The sequence below is a fragment of the Acidilutibacter cellobiosedens genome (assembly GCF_004103715.1).
Taxonomy (GTDB): Bacteria; Bacillota; Clostridia; order Tissierellales; family Acidilutibacteraceae; genus Acidilutibacter; species Acidilutibacter cellobiosedens.
The window spans coordinates 3,585,168-3,601,525 of record NZ_CP035282.1; the positions used below are offsets into that span (position 1 = coordinate 3,585,168).

14 protein-coding genes and 1 pseudogene are annotated in these 16,358 nt (G+C 34.3%); 3 read left to right on the top strand and 12 right to left on the bottom strand.

All coding sequences use genetic code 11. The features are described from left to right. Positions 1–24: 24 nt before the first annotated feature. The 3 genes from EQM13_RS17325 to EQM13_RS17335 all read right to left on the bottom strand — a co-directional run bounded on the left by EQM13_RS17325 (position 25) and on the right by EQM13_RS17335 (position 2,512). On the bottom strand, positions 25–1,206 hold the full coding sequence (locus EQM13_RS17325) for a sensor histidine kinase (protein WP_128753357.1): 1,182 nt from the start codon (positions 1,204–1,206) through the stop codon (positions 25–27). Beyond that, entirely contained in the window at positions 1,203–1,868 is a 666-nt protein-coding gene (locus EQM13_RS17330) for a response regulator transcription factor (RefSeq protein ID WP_128753358.1), read from the bottom strand. Before EQM13_RS17330 ends, EQM13_RS17325 begins: the two co-directional genes overlap by 4 nt. Before the next feature lie 245 nt (positions 1,869–2,113). Continuing rightward, positions 2,114–2,512: a GNAT family N-acetyltransferase gene (locus EQM13_RS17335; RefSeq protein ID WP_071139426.1), complete on the bottom strand. Its 399-nt coding sequence runs from the start codon at positions 2,510–2,512 to the stop codon at positions 2,114–2,116. Positions 2,513–2,754: 242 nt separating this feature from the next. Here EQM13_RS17335 and EQM13_RS17340 point away from each other — a divergent pair, with 242 nt between their 5' ends. Then, entirely contained in the window at positions 2,755–3,222 is a 468-nt protein-coding gene (locus tag EQM13_RS17340) for a pyridoxamine 5'-phosphate oxidase family protein (RefSeq protein ID WP_071139427.1), read from the top strand. A gap of 120 nt (positions 3,223–3,342) precedes the next feature. On the opposite strand, the gene EQM13_RS17345 is transcribed toward EQM13_RS17340, so the two are convergent. The 3 genes from EQM13_RS17345 to EQM13_RS17355 all read right to left on the bottom strand — a co-directional run bounded on the left by EQM13_RS17345 (position 3,343) and on the right by EQM13_RS17355 (position 6,359). Then, entirely contained in the window at positions 3,343–4,230 is an 888-nt protein-coding gene (locus EQM13_RS17345) for a hypothetical protein (RefSeq protein WP_128753359.1), read from the bottom strand. A 78-nt stretch (positions 4,231–4,308) separates the two neighbouring features. Further along, complete coding sequence (locus tag EQM13_RS17350) at positions 4,309–5,709, bottom strand: sensor histidine kinase (protein WP_128753360.1); 1,401 nt, start codon at positions 5,707–5,709, stop codon at positions 4,309–4,311. Beyond that, positions 5,706–6,359 carry a response regulator transcription factor gene (locus EQM13_RS17355; protein WP_128753361.1) on the bottom strand — a complete coding sequence of 218 codons (654 nt, stop codon included), beginning with the start codon at positions 6,357–6,359 and terminating at the stop codon, positions 5,706–5,708. Before EQM13_RS17355 ends, EQM13_RS17350 begins: the two co-directional genes overlap by 4 nt. Before the next feature lie 232 nt (positions 6,360–6,591). Between EQM13_RS17355 and EQM13_RS17360 the strand changes: the two genes are divergently transcribed. Next, a complete protein-coding gene (locus EQM13_RS17360; protein WP_128753362.1) occupies positions 6,592–9,912 on the top strand; it encodes a UvrD-helicase domain-containing protein in 3,321 nt (1,106 codons plus the stop codon). A 53-nt stretch (positions 9,913–9,965) separates the two neighbouring features. Here EQM13_RS17360 and istB read toward each other — a convergent pair whose 3' ends face one another. The 6 genes and pseudogenes from istB to EQM13_RS19090 all read right to left on the bottom strand — a co-directional run bounded on the left by istB (position 9,966) and on the right by EQM13_RS19090 (position 15,922). Beyond that, on the bottom strand, positions 9,966–10,691 hold the full coding sequence (gene istB, locus EQM13_RS17365; protein WP_128751668.1) for an IS21-like element helper ATPase IstB: 726 nt from the start codon (positions 10,689–10,691) through the stop codon (positions 9,966–9,968). Beyond that, positions 10,685–12,201, bottom strand: a pseudogene (istA, locus tag EQM13_RS17370) (IS21 family transposase). The gene istB and the pseudogene istA overlap by 7 nt, the downstream one beginning before the upstream one ends. Positions 12,202–12,503: 302 nt before the next feature. Beyond that, positions 12,504–13,007: a DUF4111 domain-containing protein gene (locus EQM13_RS17375; RefSeq protein ID WP_161567303.1), complete on the bottom strand. Its 504-nt coding sequence runs from the start codon at positions 13,005–13,007 to the stop codon at positions 12,504–12,506. A 111-nt stretch (positions 13,008–13,118) separates the two neighbouring features. Next, positions 13,119–13,286, bottom strand: coding sequence for a hypothetical protein (locus EQM13_RS18350; protein WP_161567304.1), 168 nt, complete (start codon positions 13,284–13,286; stop codon positions 13,119–13,121). A gap of 49 nt (positions 13,287–13,335) precedes the next feature. Then, on the bottom strand, positions 13,336–15,285 hold the full coding sequence (locus EQM13_RS17380; protein WP_128753364.1) for a DUF2971 domain-containing protein: 1,950 nt from the start codon (positions 15,283–15,285) through the stop codon (positions 13,336–13,338). Between the two features lie 397 nt (positions 15,286–15,682). Further along, positions 15,683–15,922 carry a 23S rRNA (pseudouridine(1915)-N(3))-methyltransferase RlmH gene (locus tag EQM13_RS19090; protein ID WP_128753520.1) on the bottom strand — a complete coding sequence of 80 codons (240 nt, stop codon included), beginning with the start codon at positions 15,920–15,922 and terminating at the stop codon, positions 15,683–15,685. Positions 15,923–16,023: 101 nt separating this feature from the next. On the opposite strand from EQM13_RS19090, the gene EQM13_RS17390 reads away from it, so the two are divergent. Further along, positions 16,024–16,308 (top strand): helix-turn-helix domain-containing protein, encoded by a 285-nt coding sequence (locus EQM13_RS17390; protein WP_206172752.1) that lies wholly within the window; start codon positions 16,024–16,026, stop codon positions 16,306–16,308. Positions 16,309–16,358 lie beyond the last annotated feature (50 nt).

A 16,358-nucleotide genomic window follows, 5' to 3' on the forward strand; every position in this document is an offset into this window, starting at 1 on the left:
TCCGGTGACAAAAGACAAAAAACATCAAACATAAAACTTTACAATAAACCTCCCGCCGCCTTTGGGAGAATTTTCTGCTCGAAGAGTCCCTTTTTGTCTTTCAATGATAGATTTGGAAAGCGCCAATCCAATACCTACACCGTCCTTTAAGGAATTTTTCCCTTTATAGAAACGCTCAAACAAATGAGGTAGGTCATTCCTGTCAAAACCTTTACCACTGTCCTCTATAATGATTTCCGTATAGAGTGGATTCTGTGAATAATTAATAGAAATATTCCCCCCATCCGGCGTGTATTCACTGCAATTCTTGATAAGATTCAAAAGAGCTTCTGACACCCAATTCATATCCCCCATGAACTTCACATCAGATTCATGAGGAATAATAAGCTGCTGGCCCTTTTTCAAAATCATATCCTCTACCGGCTCAGAAGCAAGAGCCAGTACAGCAAAAACATCCACATGTTCCTGTTTGAATTCCATTGTACCTGCATCCAACTTAGATAAAGTCAATAGTGAAGAAACCAATGTTTCCAGGCGATTAAGTTGGTGATTAAGCTTTTCAATATAAATTCTGTCTTCATCTGTAGGATTTTCCGACAAAAGTTGAGTCATTAACGACATAGATGTAATAGGAGTTTTTAGCTGATGGGAAATATCGGTTAGATTATCGGCAAGAGATCGACGTTCCCGCACAGCATTTTCCTTTGTTTGACGTAGTTCGTTCATCGTCTTATACAACTCATCTTCCAGAAGGGAAAAGTCATCTTCCTGACGTAATAGTAATGCTTCCTGTCCGAGATTGATGGCTTTCAGATAATCAGTCAATCCTTCAATACGTTCTTTTTTCTTCTTTAAGGAGAAGTAGCCTATCACTATCACCAATGTGGCCGGGACGATTGCCAACAAGATACCATATACCGTCATTCTGAAAGTATTTTGGCTTCGAAATACATTCAATGAATAATTATATTTCTTAAGAATTGCATCACCGTCATTAAAATCCGAAAAATTCGCTTCTTTAAGTGCCCGAATCATCATGGCTTCCATCTGGGGATCAGTTTTTACAGCAAAACCAAGTATCTGAGCCACATTTTTATATTCCTGCCTTGCAATGATGTGTGAAGATATCAAACCCATCGCAATTCCCATGATTATAAAAGTAACGATAATTGCCACTGTCCTATTTAAAAATTGGTTCCGTTTCATAACGAATCCTCCATTCTATACCCAATGCCTCTTATTGTTTTAATACAAGTAGGATTATTCAGTTTTTCCCGCAGGCGTTTCATGGTAACTGTAAGAGTATTGTCATTAACAAAGTTCCCTTCTGTATCCCACAATTTATTTAATAGCTGTGAGCGGGTCAAGGTCTGATTTTTATTTTCCAGCAAGACAGTGAGAAGGCGGTATTCCCTGGCAGTGAGCCCAATTTCCTTTCCGTTACAGAAAACTTTGGTTTTGTCCTTATGTACTATAATGTTCCCACAGCCCAGCACGGATTGATTGATAACTTTTGTTCTTCGCAAGACCGCCTTGATTCGAGACAACAATATGGAAAGCTGAAAAGGCTTGACAATGTAATCATCGGCACCCATATCAAGACCTTCTACAATATCTTTCTCTTCATCCCGAACAGTCAAAAAAATAATCGGTATATCCCTCTGTGCTTTTGCATAGTGACAAAATTCACTGCCGGTTCCGTCCGGTAAATTCCAATCTAAAAGAACTAAGGAAATGGAATCTGATAATTTCTTCTTACCTTCTTCAAGGTTCAGAGCGCATACAGGCTTAAATCCGTTTTTATACAGTGCCGTTTGTAATGCAAACTGAATGGTTTCATCATCTTCTATAATTAATATTTTTTTCAATCTTATAACACCCCCAGTCACCATAAATTTCTATTGGAAGTTCAGTTTTCAGACACTTGAATATCTTCTGTTGACTGAATGTTATACTCCCTGATTAAATCTGCAACGATATTCTTTTTCCCATAATACTTTTATTTTATCATAGAAATCTCTTATATATTTCAATTTACAGCCTTATTTCACAGGCTCAAAATAATTCACTCCGCTTATTCCCAATATCCTATTTCATCAACCTTATGAATACCCTATAATAATTTCTTTCTTAATAAAATTGCATTTGGTTCTTCCCAGCCTAATTTTTTATAGAAAGGAACAGCTGATTCTAAAGCATCTGCAATAATCAATTCACAATTATTACTCCGTAAAATATCTTCAACATGCTTAATGAGTTTCTTTCCAATTCCTTTAAAACGAGCTGATTCATAAACAGCAATTTTCGCTATATACCCCCTAAATCCAAAGTCATACGCAAATATGCAACCTAATATGCAGCCGTCTTCTTCATATACAAACGAAAGAGAACCTGAAGATTTCAAAGCCTTATTTAATGTACCATCATCCCAACATTCGTGCCAAAAATAAGGTATAGATTGTATAATATGTTTTACTACCGGCAAATCCTCTTCATTCATTACCCTAATCATATTCTCACCCTCCATACAATTTTTTAATATTGCTTAAATATCCGAAGGAATACTGTAAACTCCTCTTTTCAGATCCGATATCGCAAATAGTACTATTATTATATCAGTATACCAGATTCCTCCCATCAAAAACTTTTATTTCTTTTTCGACAACATTTTTAAGTATTATTTAAAAATTATGTTACTATAAAAATAATAAAGATTATTTATATTTAAGAAATATAATAAGGAGGGTGTCCCCTATGAATGAATTTGATGCTGCTTGTGAACTGATACAAAAACAACTTGGTCATGACGTACAGATATCTTTAGCAACATGTAATAAAAATAATGTAAGTGTACGTATCGTAGATGGATATTATAAAGATGGATGTATATATGTCGTAACTCACACATCATCCCATAAGATGAAGCAAATATCGCTCAATTCAAATGTAGCTGTCTGCAAAGATTTATTCCAAGGTATTGGAAAGGCTGAAAATTTAGGAAATCCAAAAGAAATAAAAAATCAGGAATTGGCAAAAGAACTTAGAGAAGTCTTTATCATTTTTTATGATCGTCATGTAGATGAAGACGATCCGGGGACTTGCATATTAAAAATTAATTTGACTGAAGCCGTTGTATTTGACGATAATAATAAATATTCCATTGATTATCTTAATAAGACCGCAAAAAGATATGACTTCCATAATGATATTATTACAATATAATACATAACACAATTATCATGCCAAAAAAACACGAGCACCTTAAAGGTACTCGTGTTTTTTGTATTAACTCCGTTTACGTTATATGTCAGATTAATTTTCCCATTTAAACTCCAGTAAAATTTACCATTCTATAACTTCTAAAAGAGGCATTCCCTCTCCTTTAGAAGAATCCGATTTTTTAAGTTCTTCGCTCTTTTCTTTCGTTTGCTCGAGAAGTTTTTCCTGTAATTCCAGACCATATTTATATTGAGAACTATAACCAATACCAAGCAGTGCCTTATCATATCGAGAGAAGGTCATCAAGGCAATCTCCCCATTTTCACCTATGATATCGATGGAAATAGTCGGGTCGTTACCGCTATAACCTTGCCCATTATATTCAGCCGACTTGACTGCACCGTGAACGACATTATACTTCTTTGCCAGATCTTTTGCCAATATAACATATTCCTGGGGGTTTTTATCGAGATTTGCATCAAATGATACTGAAACATCTTCCTTCAGTGTTCTGCTGTAACCTATATCAAACAGTTCTCCGGTCACGGAGTCCACACAAAAATAATAGCTGCGCTCACCTTTAATCAGTACATCAGCATACCAATTTGAACGAGGAAGGTTCTCTGTAGGCAAGTGATAACCCATTTCAATTACCTGCCCTTCCAAATCCAAGCCAAATATTTTCCAAAGAGCTTTTGCTCCTATTTCTGCGGCATCTTCCCTTGTCATGTCCTTATCGGTTGGTTTTTGATTACGGTAATACTCAAGATCAATTGGTTTTATCGTATAATTTGCTTTTTTGTAACCTTCCGGTAAGCTATTTTGTGCCGTATTGGACAAACTATCAGCATGAACCGTATAACTTGTAGGAATTAAATCTGTCTTCCCCATTTCATCCTTCACAGCTATCTGTGTAAATCCCTGAAATAAAAATGTGCTTATTCCGATAGTTACTATAGCTGACAATATAATCTTTTTGGATCTTTTTCCCTCCGACCTATCTTCTTTCATATTAATCGCTCCTTTATAGTTTTATTTGTGATCACAATAAGTAGTATAAATGAACATAATTATAGAATAATTATCAAGTTATTTCGAAGTTGTAAAAGTTATTTTTGCTGTAGTTCCTTCTCCGGGGTGGCTGATGAATTTAAGCTCGGCATCGTGACATAAAGCAATCTGTTTACAAATGGCAAGACCTAACCCCGCCCCGTTATCCTTGTGATTTCGTGACTTCTCTGCCCGATAAAAAGGCTCTGTAATGTGGTTGAGTACTTCGGCCGTCATGCCTTTTCCGTCATCCCGGATACAAATTATTTTCTTACCATTTTCTTCAGTAGCACGTATTATTATATGTCCTCCCTTACTGCACGCCTTTATCGCATTATCAATTAAATTTACAAGTAAACTTTCCAATAAACACGCATCCCCCCAAATAATATCTATTTCACAAATAAACTCTATTTTAATTTCTTTTTCTATAATCTTATTATGTAGGGTTGTCTTGACATATTGAAAAAGTCTTGATATTTCTTGTTCTTTCCACACTATCTGATCATTTTTGAGATTTGCCAGTTCAAGTAATTGACAAGCCATTGTTTGCATATGGCGGCTTTCCGACATAATATAATTTATTGCAAACAACCTATCGGATTCGGTCATAACGGCTTTTTGCATATATTCTGCATATCCATAGATTGCGGTCAAAGGTGTACGGAGTTCATGAGCAAAATTATCAATAAACTGCTGCTTCTTTTCTGCCTCAGTGATAAGTTCTGTCATTTGATGCTGAATCTTCTCTGCCATGCTATTAAAACTTTGTGCCATTTCCGAAATTTCGTCATGACCGGATACCGGAAGTCTTGTTTCATACGCACCATCCGCTATACTTCGGGAAGTTTGAGATATCTGTGCAAGAGGTTCAAATATTCGATTAAACAGTAAAAGAAGACCTAAAGAAAGAAAACAGGAAAGAATGAATCCTATAATAAACAACATATTTTTCATTTGTTCCCATGAAGTAATTTCATCTGTCATATCATAAAGATAAATTATCGTATAAGAATCATAGGGATCAGGAAGCTTCCCCGAAACAATTACATAGGTACCGCCCTCTGATTTCTGTATCGAAACAATACGGTCTCCATTCTTCGGAGGTTCCAATAAATTGTCCTGTAATTCTATTTCAAATCGATTTGAATATACAAGACGGCTATCCTTATAAAGTGCTAATCTGGCTTTTTTATTCTCAGACAGATAACTATAGGGTTGGAGCAGAGAATCCAAAGATCCTTCAATATTATTTCCCCGGCTTTCCACAGCATGAAAATCCTTTACAAGAGCAGATGTTATAAAATAATGTTCTCCTAAGCTTCTTTCTTTGGCACTATTGGCAGTATCTTTAAACGTAATGGCAGAAATCACTAATATCCCGAAATTAAAAGAAAACAGAAAAAGTATAAGTGTTGCTAAAAATGTACGGTATTTCATTGATTTACCTCCAAACGATAACCCAATTTATAGACGGTTTTTATTACATCATCCCACCCTAATTTTTTTCGCAGTTTCTGTATATGAACATCAACCGTTCGGGTATCACCTTCATAGTCGTAGCCCCATACAAGTTCCAATAATTTTTCTCTTGATAATGCAATATTACGGTTATTTACAAGTACCTCTAACAATTCATATTCTTTCGGGGTACATTCTATAGGTTGCCCCATATAAAATACTTGGTGGCTGTCAAAATCAACCCTCACATCTCTCAGTTCAAAGCAACTCCTGTTTTTTTGAGTTCGACGTAATACCGCTTCTACACGAGCTAAGAGTTCCAACATTTCAAAAGGTTTCACCAGATAATCGTCAGCCCCCATTGAGAAACCTTTTATGCGGTCCGATAAACTACTCCGTGCTGTTAAGAAAATAGTGGGAACTTTATCTACTTTTTCAAAAACTTCGAATCCATCAAGTTCAGGTAACATAATATCTAAAATTATCAGGTCATAGGTATGATCTTGTATTTCAGAGACGGCAGTTTTCCCATCAAAAACAGAAGTACAGTGATGCCCTACGAGCTGCAAATTCCTTTTAATTAACTCATTGATTGATATTTCATCCTCAACAATTAAAATTGATGCCATAATGATTCACCCCTTTTTTAATATAACATCATTTTATTATAGAGTTGTAAAGTGAAAAGATAATTTTATTATACCGAATATATGATATAATACATACACAGATTATTTATACAAATAGATACGATGTTGATATATTACAGACTCAAATAAAATTTTGAGAAAAGTTATTTTTTGGTTTATAATATTTATAATATAAGTTAATTCAATTTGATAAGAATGTAGGTGTATTGTTATGTTTATTGCTGATTTTCATATTCATTCAAAGTATTCAAGAGCAACAAGTAAAGAATGTATACCTGAAATTCTTGAAATGTGGTCACGACGTAAAGGTATCAATCTCCTTGGAACAGCGGATTTCACACATCCAGTTTGGCGTGAAGAATTAAAGGAAAAACTCACTCCTTCAGAAGAAGGTCTATATGTTCTTAAAGATGATTATCGCAAAGAAGATAATATTGGAGGAACAGATTTTAAGCCTCGATTCATTATATCTGGAGAAATCAGCTCAATATACAAAAAAAACGGAAAAGTGAGAAAAATCCACAATCTAATACTTCTCCCCGGATTGGAGGAAGCTGAATTAATATCTCATCGTCTCGAGGCCATAGGTAATCTACACTCTGATGGAAGACCCATATTAGGTCTTGATAGTAAGGATTTGCTTGAAATTGTACTTGATATATGCCCGGAAGCCATATTTATTCCTGCCCATATATGGACTCCTCATTTTTCTTTATACGGTGAGTATTCAGGGTTTGATGATATAAGAGAATGTTTCAAAGATCTAACGGACAATATCTATGCTGTAGAAACGGGCCTTTCTTCAGATCCCCCCATGAACTGGCGTCTCTCTGCACTTGATAAATTTACTTTAGTTTCTAATTCAGATGCTCATTCTCCTGCTAATTTGGCCAGAGAAGCTAATATCTTTGATACGGACCTTTCTTATTCAAATATATCACAGGCTTTAAAGAACCGAAATACAAAGGAATTTTATGGTACAATAGAATTTTTCCCAGAGGAAGGAAAATATCATTACGATGGACACAGAAATTGTAAAGTATGCTTAAAACCTGCAGAAACCGAAGCTTTATCGGGTATATGCCCAGTGTGTGGAGGTAGACTTACAGTAGGGGTACTTCATCGAGTTGAAGCCTTGGCAGACAGAGCTGAAGGGTTCGTCCCTCAGACAGCCAAACACTTTGAAAGCCTCGTTCCCCTTCGGGAAATAATTGCATCTTCATTAGGCTTTACTACTGCCAGCATTAAGGTAAAAAGAAGGTATGAAAATCTGATACAAACTTTAGGTACTGAATTATTCATCCTTCGGGAAGCATCCTTAAGCGATATAGAATTAGCTGCTGGACCTCATATTGCAGAAGGTATTCGCAGGTTGCGAGCTGGGCAAGTGGAAATACATCCCGGTTACGATGGAAAATATGGACAAATTAATGTAATGAACAAGAATGAAATAAATCTAATTTCCGGCCAAATAAGCCTTTTTAAAAATGAAGATAATAATGACAGGAATAATGATAAAAATAACGATATTCAAAAACAATCTTTAATTAAAAAAGAAAGGGTTTCGGAACCTTACTCAGCAAGCTCTATTGAACCTCTTCCTTCCAGCAACCCTTACAGATTAAATCAAGAACAATGGGAAGATGTTTCATCGCCGGAACCTGTAATCGTAGTAATGGCTGGCCCCGGAACGGGAAAGACAAGAACATTGGTATACCGTATAGTATATCTAATTGAAAACTGCGGTATTTCTCCTTCAGAAATAACCGCCGTTACTTTTACCAATAAAGCTGCTAATGAGATGCGCAGTCGTTTAGAAAAACATTTTAAGAACAAAAACACAGTAAAAGCCATGAATATAGGAACATTTCATTCCATATGTCTAAAAATTTTATCTGAAGAAAAAGGGAATGGAAAAACTACAATTATTGATGAATATAATTCAATTTCTATAGTTGAAGATATACTGAAAAATCTTCAACTGAAGATCTCCCCACGGGATGCTATGAAGGAAATTTCTCTGATGAAAAGCGGAACAATTTCAGGAGAAGAAAATAAGAAAGAGCTTAAAATTCCATTGGAAGTATATGATTTATACTGTTCGCAGCTTAAACAGTATGATGTTATGGATTATGATGATATCCTTCTTGAAGCACTCAAAAAGTTTAAAAATACAAATTTAAGCAATTCTTTCTCCTATCTTTTAGTAGATGAGTTTCAAGATATTAATGAAATTCAGTACCGTTTAATTAAAGAATGGGCAAGTAATAATATCTTCGTCATAGGGGACCCCGAGCAATCAATTTATGGCTTTAGAGGTTCAGATTTTCGATATTTTGATATATTTAAAGAGAATTTTCCTCATGCCAAAAATATCAGGCTTACCCAAAATTATCGTTCGACTCCTGAGATCATACATTGTGCCAAATCGGTAATTTCCAAAAAAATAAAGGGGGAACCTTTTAGTTTTCTGGAATCCAAAAGAGAAAAAGGTACAAAAGTACGACTTCTAAAAACCAATAATGAATTTTCCGAAGCATTGTTTGTCGCTAAGGAGATTAACCGCATAGTGGGCGGTATTGATATGATAGATACACAGAAGATATCGGAAACTGACAGGAAGAATTCCAAAGTAAAAAATCCAAGAAGCTTTGCTGACATTGCCATATTATATCGTACTAATCACCAGGAGAATATTATAGAGCAGTGCCTTATAAAAGAAGGCATACCCTACGTAGTTGCAGGAAAAGATGAGTTTCTTTCAGAAAAGGAAGTTCGTGCCGTAATTGCTTTCTTCCAGTTTTTACTCAATCCAAAGGATATTTTTTCCTTAAAGACATACCTAAAAATATCAGGCATATATTCAACGGAATTAATTCAAGAAATACTAAAAAATTATGTTTCAGCTAAAAAGAATATACCGTCTCTTATTAAAATAATAGAAAAAGTTCAGCCGTCTGATGATTTAGTAAAATCTTGGAATTTTATTGAATTACTAAAGAAATATGAACCTTTACTCCATAAAGAAAAACCCGTGAAGCTAATAGATTCTTGGATTAATGATAATAACCTATCCGGCATAGATTGTCTAAAACTGCTCTTAAATACATCCGTCTTTCACAATAATATGTCCTCCTTTATTCAAACCCTTATATTAGGGCGTGAAAGTGATATAGTCCGTAGCAGCAGCAAGATTTATTCTTCTGATGCGGTTTCATTAATGACGATACATGGATCAAAGGGCCTTGAGTTTCCAGTTATATTCATATGTGGAGTAAACGATGGTCTGATTCCTCTGAAAAATTCCGGTCGTGACTTCAATTTAGATGAAGAAAGGCGACTTTTCTATGTAGGTATGACAAGGGCACAGGATGAACTTATCCTTATAACTTCCCATGATAGGCCGTCTCCCTTTATTTCCGATATACCTGAAGACTCCATTATAAAGGAGAATACTTCCACAAACAAACACAGACTGTTTTTTGCAAGAGGAAATTCCTCACTTTTGCAAATTTTTTTCCTCACCCCATAGGTGGGGAATTTTTGATCATTGCAGCCATCTTTCAACTTTTTATTCTGCGGTTACTAAGCCGAAATACTTGATTCTCTCATCCTGTTGCTCTCCCCGGGGAAAAGCAGCAGGTGACAGTGGTGTAAAACTCTATCCAGTATTGCGGCTGTCATATCTTTATCATAAAAAACATTTATCCATCTTGAAAATTCAATATTAGTGTTTATAATCAGTGTTCTTTGTTCATAGCATTCGGATATAAGTTCAAACAACAGCCGGGCTCCTGTTACATCAAGGGGTACATATCCCCATTCATCACATATAATCAGTTCCGCTTTCATAATCTTTTTCATAAAACTGCTTAAGGTTCCTTCTTTCTTTGCTTCCGACAGTCTGTTAACTAATGCTGCCGTACGGTAAAAACGGGTTTCCATCCCTTTTTTACAAGCTTCTACTCCTAATGCTATGGATAAGTGAGTTTTCCCTGTACCTACATTTCCGTACATTATGATATTTGTTTTGCTTTCACAAAACTTTAACTCCTTTAAATACTCCGGTGTAACACCTGGAGGCAGGCTTATTTCATCAAACTTGAATCCGTTAAATGTTTTTATACTATAGAATCCTGCCTTGCTTATTAGTTTATCTATTCTTGCTGTTTTTCTGTGTTCTATTTCTTCCTGCAGTAGTTTAAGTAAAAATTCCTGATGATTTTCCCCTTCCGTTGTCTGTGCCTGTTCTGCCAGGTTTTGACTTAATCTGAGACGTTTACAGCATTCTCTGATTTCTTTATCTAACATGTCCTTTTACCCCATTTTTTCAATGCCTTATCATACTTTGATAAATCTGTTTTCGTAGGTTTCAGTCGGGGTATTCTGCTTTCTGTTTTCATCGGAGGTAATTCCCTTATCTCACTGCATAAATGCCTGTGCATGCTTATCAGGCTGTCTACATCCACTGCATCATAACATAGTACTTGGGTTACTGTTTGTGCTGCATTCTCAAAACCATTTTTCTCTGTTAATGAAGCTATTACGGATAGTATCTTCCCTCTCTCGCTTCTTTTACATTTATCCAGGTATTTCTTCATATCTTCCGGCATAATGTTATAGATACCACTATATTTTAGTGCCCCAGGACGTTTGGCAAGCTGCCTCAGATAGGGAAGCCACTTCATGCTTTGCTGTTTATGATCTCCGTATAATCTTTTGTGCCGAACAATTTCGTTTTGATTTTCATCCATAGGTATCACATATAAAGATGTAATTTTGATTACAACACGGGTATTTGCGTATTTTGGTGAAACGGAATATTCATGTAATCCATTGTTTAAATAAAATCGCCCATATCCGTTTGTATGTACTATATGATATCCTGCTGTATCAAACTCTGTTGCAGGCAGCGGTAAAAAATTCTTTTTATCTTCTTCAAACAATTTACTGATAAAATCTGCTTTCCTGTAATGCTCCCTGTTTCCGTCTTCATTACATTTGACAAGTAATTCCTCGTTATATTTCCTTAATTCCTGAAATCTCGGAATGGGGACTAACATATTTCTCCTGTGGTATCCTACTTTTGATTCAACATTCCCCTTTTCATGCCCTGCCTCAGGATTACAGAATACAGTATCAAAACCGTAATGTTCCCGAAATCTCATGAATTTTTCAGTCAGGTTACGGCTTCCTTCTTTCAGTATTTTGGTTACAATCGTCTTCGTATTGTCAAACCATAACCGGGTTGGAACACCTCCTATATATTCGAATATTGCTTTCAATCCTTCCAACAAACATTCAATATTTTCTCCATAGAATAACTGAAGATATCCCTGATTACTGTATGGGAAAGATACATTCAGATATTTTCCGTCATGAAGTACGCCATTTTCATAAAACTGTGCATCCCCGAAATCAACCTGTGCTTCACCCGCAGGGTGCTCCAACGGCAAATATCCTTCTTTTTCGGTATGAAAAATTTCCTTTTTCTTTAATGTTACAAAAGCCGCTACTGTCCGGTAAGAACAGTCAAAACCTTCGATTTCTTCTTTCAGTCTGTTATAGACCCTGGTGGCTGTATGACGTTGTTTCTTTTTGCTTTCTTATCATTCTCCAGCCATTGGGTAATAATTGACTTGTAAGGATCAAGTTTAGAAAATTCCATATTTGTTTTAACTGCAGGAACAGGCTTGTTCCAATCATTTTTATTAATATACTCCCTTATTGTTTTTCTGTCATAACCGGTTTCACGGGATATTTGAGATATATTTTTCCCTTCCTCAAAGTAAAGTTTTCTGATATCATATATTTGTGCCATTGTTAGCATCTCCATTTCCTCCTTGCAATCTAATCAATTACAAGGATAATATATTGGTCAGATGTCTGCAATGGCATTTGCAATATTGGGGAAATTACCTCTGCAAAAGTGGGGAATTCTACTTTGCAATATTGGGTAATTTTATTTTACAGCAAACACACAGACCTCAATCTAAACAGCTCAGTATTTTTGATATATAAATAGACGTAAAAAAGATGGCATAAGGTGGCATAGGGACGTTTTGATTGCCATACAGGAAATATGGCAATCAAAACGTCCCTATGCCTTTATGCCTTTGGTGTTTATTTCTCAGATAGCTTCATTATTTCGTTCATCATAAATTTACTAAAAGATACTTTAACATCATCCTTTACATTAACTTGACTCATTACCCGATAATCGTTTAAAGCTTCTTTTATCAATAAATGATATTTATCATCAATATTTTTTAAGGCCCATTTCCCGCCCTGTTCCTTTGATAAAATTTTATTATCTTGCAAATAAGCCAATACTCTGCATAAATTTAATGTAATGTAGGTAGTATTTTTTAATATTTCTTCATCAGCATTTAAAATATCGCCTTTGATGCTGTCAATATAAAAGTCTCTTGAGACTTCTCCAAAAACTTCTTGAATTGGTTCGCCCCACAGCACAATTCCGCAATTACGTATTACCGTAAAATGGGCTGCTAAATCTTTATCCTTTTTCAGCTCATCCCCACACATCACCATCTGACTTAACAAATATGTTTTTAACCAATCCTTTGAAAAATGTAATTCATAAGGAGTAGGATATTGAAAATTCAAACAGTACTTTTTCAATACTATACTCATTTCTATTCCCTTTGGAGGACAAAAGGGCCAAATCTCCTTCAAACAATTAAGTATTTTTAATTTTGTCGGACTATCAATTTTAGATTATATTACCGCTATAAAATCAATGTCGCTTTTTTCTTCATGAAAGCATCCAAATGCTATAGAGCCATGTACATAAATTCCAACCAAATTGTCACCCAAGATAGTTTGATATTCACCGTGTATTACCAAATACATGACTACATTATTGATAATAAAATGACTTGACATTCCTATCAATGTTCTCTCAATCTCAGTCCTTGCTTTACTTTTTACACCTTTATTCTATAACTTCTTTTATTTTATTATCATTAGGAACTATCTCAACTCCATTTTCAAACCAAATTAACTTAGGTTTGTACTTACCAATTGTAATAGATAATCCAAATTTATATTTATACTTTCCAGTACTGTCGGTGAAAACCTGCAATTTTTTTATATCTTCACTAATATCTTGATTCCACCATGTCTTAACTTCAATTACTAATATGTTATCATCATTATTTCCTCTCTTATGTAAAATTAAATCAGGATATACTCCATTTTCGTGTTCAGGCAACTGTTTTACTTCACCAATATTCCTATTATACTCATTATCTAGATTATACTTAGCAAATTCGCTATCAAATCTTAATACTTCCTCTAAATAAATGCCTAAACGAAATACAATTGCCCTCTTACTAACATGATTTTGACGATTTTCATTTATATTATTTCTTATTAGGTATTCATCTCTTTCATATAACTTATCAAGTGCTTGCAATACCTTTTGTTGCAATCTTTCCCTTAAATCCACCTTTTTAATGTATCTTCCCTCTATAACATTTCTTTCAATAGTTTTTAATTCACTACTTTTAATCGATTTTGATTCTTCATCAAAATACGCCTGGTAAATCTTAAAATCCTTCCTTTTATTTTCAACACATTTTTTTGAAATAATTTCAAGAATTCTCGCTTTGTCTATTTCTGATGTTTCTATGCCAAAAATTATTCCTTCTAAACAATCAAAGGGGTATTTTAGGTCTCTACTCTCATTTGAATCATAATCAAAGAACGTATTTTCTATACGTAATCTATACTCCTCTTCAAACTCCCATTCTTTTGTTTTTGTATAATAACGTTTATTAAATAGTTCCCAATAGATTTTTCTCCATTCATCTTTATCTCTCTCTATTTTGTCTAAAACATTGCTCCTTTTATTACCGTCTGTAAACCAATATTTTATTTGATTTCCATTTAATCTCCCAAGCATTTCGAAAAAGTTAATAGTAGTATAATTGCTACCATAAACTACCTTTTCTAACTTTGTATTAATATAATATTTATGAACACCATTACTATCAAAACTACACGGTCTTTCAATCGGAATATATGAATCATTTTTATCTTCAGTTGTTTTAAAAATCATACATATACCCCTATGTTTATCAGCGTAATTTCCCCACATAGATGAGTTAGAATAATTTCCAGAAAAACATGCCATATAACATTGTGGATGAATCAGATTTTCTATCTGTTGTAAATAATTAAATGGGAATTCGTAAAAGAGATAATAAAAATCCATTCTTTTCTCGTTGTTAGTTATATCTATTAAAACTTTGCCATGTAAAAACATTTCCTCTAATATACTACTAGAAATTTTAAGTAAAACTTCCTTTTTATCTGTTTCGTCAACTTGAATTCTTAAATATGAATTTAAAAGTTTGTCCATTTGCTCAGAACTTGGTGCATATTTTTCAAAATTACCCCACTCTGATTTTTCCATAAAACCATGCAAACAATGGTATTTCATAATTATTTTTAAACCATCATTATGTATTATAGATAAAAATAACCTCAAATCATCTCTTGTAGCCTTAATATTATTATTCCCCAACGTGGAAATAATCTTGTCAACGGTTGATGATTTAATAAATTCATTGGTTATCTCACGACTTAATTCTTTATATGATTCCGTAGGTAACATACTCTCAACTAAAAATATAGGAATTTTACGTAATTGCTGTTTTTGGGCTCCTAAACGATACATTGAAAAGGCACTTTCCAGACAAATAATATAATTCTTAAATAATCCTTTCCATGCAATAATATCACCCTGCCAATACATGTTAATATAACCTTCTAGTGGGTCGTTTAAATCCTCCCTTGGTGAAAAGTGAATTGTTTGATTTTCTAATTCATGATACTGCTCCAGTATGCTTCTTGCAGATTTAAATCTATACAATAACATCTTTTTCCCCCCAAATAAATAAAATTAACCACCCTTCTAATATATTATGTTATACTGATGTTATAGGGTTAAGTCTGGCCTATGCTCACTTATGGTACGCCGTTTATTACTGAATACATGACTCTATATTTATTAATTATTTTGGCACTTATATTGTGCGATTTTTATTATAGCGCTTTTTTGGCACTTATAGTATGAGATTTCTTTAATGTATTAATTTTTGGCACGCATAGTGTGAGATTAAGCGTTTTTGGCACATAATGTACGATTTCTTAATTTTTATGATTTCTGGCACGTATAGTGTGCGATAAAGTGTTTTTGGCACTTATATTGTGCGAATTAGTTCTTGGAACTTATGCTGTGCGATTAATGCTTTTGGCGCTTATTTTGTGTTATTCTATTTGTGGTAAGGTGCATTGTTAATGATACGGTAAGCCCTGTAAATTTGTTCATAAATAATAATTAATAATATATTAATATCAATATCCATCCGGGAAATAGATAATACATAGTCTGCTTCGATATCATCCTCACCCAAAAATATAGTAATATGACTATTACCACTTACACCTATTTGCGCAACTTTCTCCGCTAATTGTTCTGAAGATAGTTGCTCACCATGTTTATCGATTTTAATTTACTGGTGTTAGAATATAAATAGTACAAGTCAAAATGAGAAAATCCAAAATAAATATAAATTATGGTACAATGTATGTATCATAGAAGGAGGAACTCATTATGGCTAAACAATATGATAAACAATTCAAACTGGATGCAATCCAGTATTATCAGGATCACAAGGATCTTGGCCTTATAGGTTGTGCTGAAAACCTTGGTATCAGCCAGCAGAGCCTTTCCAGATGGAAGAAGGGACTTGAACAAAGTGGAGAGATTGTGTGCCGTGGCTCCGGGAATTATTCTTCCGACGATGAAAAAGAAATAGCATGTCTTAAGCGTGAACTTCGTGACACAAAGGATGCCCTTGATGTCTTAAAAAAAGCTATAAGCATTCTGGGAAGATAACAGAAGCTATTTATCATGAAGTTTCTGAAAAGACGGAGGCTGCCAAAAAA

Bases quoted from the DNA above. Each gene is read 5' to 3' on its own strand.
- EQM13_RS17380 (WP_128753364.1), bottom strand. From the start codon at position 15,285: ATGTTATTGTATAGATTTAAATCTGCAAGAAGCATACTGGAGCAGTAT.
- EQM13_RS17360 (WP_128753362.1), top strand. From the start codon at position 6,592: ATGTTTATTGCTGATTTTCATATTCATTCAAAGTATTCAAGAGCAACA.
- EQM13_RS17355 (WP_128753361.1), bottom strand. From the start codon at position 6,359: ATGGCATCAATTTTAATTGTTGAGGATGAAATATCAATCAATGAGTTA.
- EQM13_RS17350 (WP_128753360.1), bottom strand. From the start codon at position 5,709: ATGAAATACCGTACATTTTTAGCAACACTTATACTTTTTCTGTTTTCT.
- istB (WP_128751668.1), bottom strand. From the start codon at position 10,691: ATGTTAGATAAAGAAATCAGAGAATGCTGTAAACGTCTCAGATTAAGT.
- EQM13_RS17340 (WP_071139427.1), top strand. From the start codon at position 2,755: ATGAATGAATTTGATGCTGCTTGTGAACTGATACAAAAACAACTTGGT.
- EQM13_RS17345 (WP_128753359.1), bottom strand. From the start codon at position 4,230: ATGAAAGAAGATAGGTCGGAGGGAAAAAGATCCAAAAAGATTATATTG.
- EQM13_RS17335 (WP_071139426.1), bottom strand. From the start codon at position 2,512: ATGATTAGGGTAATGAATGAAGAGGATTTGCCGGTAGTAAAACATATT.
- EQM13_RS18350 (WP_161567304.1), bottom strand. From the start codon at position 13,286: ATGTCAAGTCATTTTATTATCAATAATGTAGTCATGTATTTGGTAATA.
- EQM13_RS17390 (WP_206172752.1), top strand. From the start codon at position 16,024: ATGGCTAAACAATATGATAAACAATTCAAACTGGATGCAATCCAGTAT.
- EQM13_RS17325 (WP_128753357.1), bottom strand. From the start codon at position 1,206: ATGAAACGGAACCAATTTTTAAATAGGACAGTGGCAATTATCGTTACT.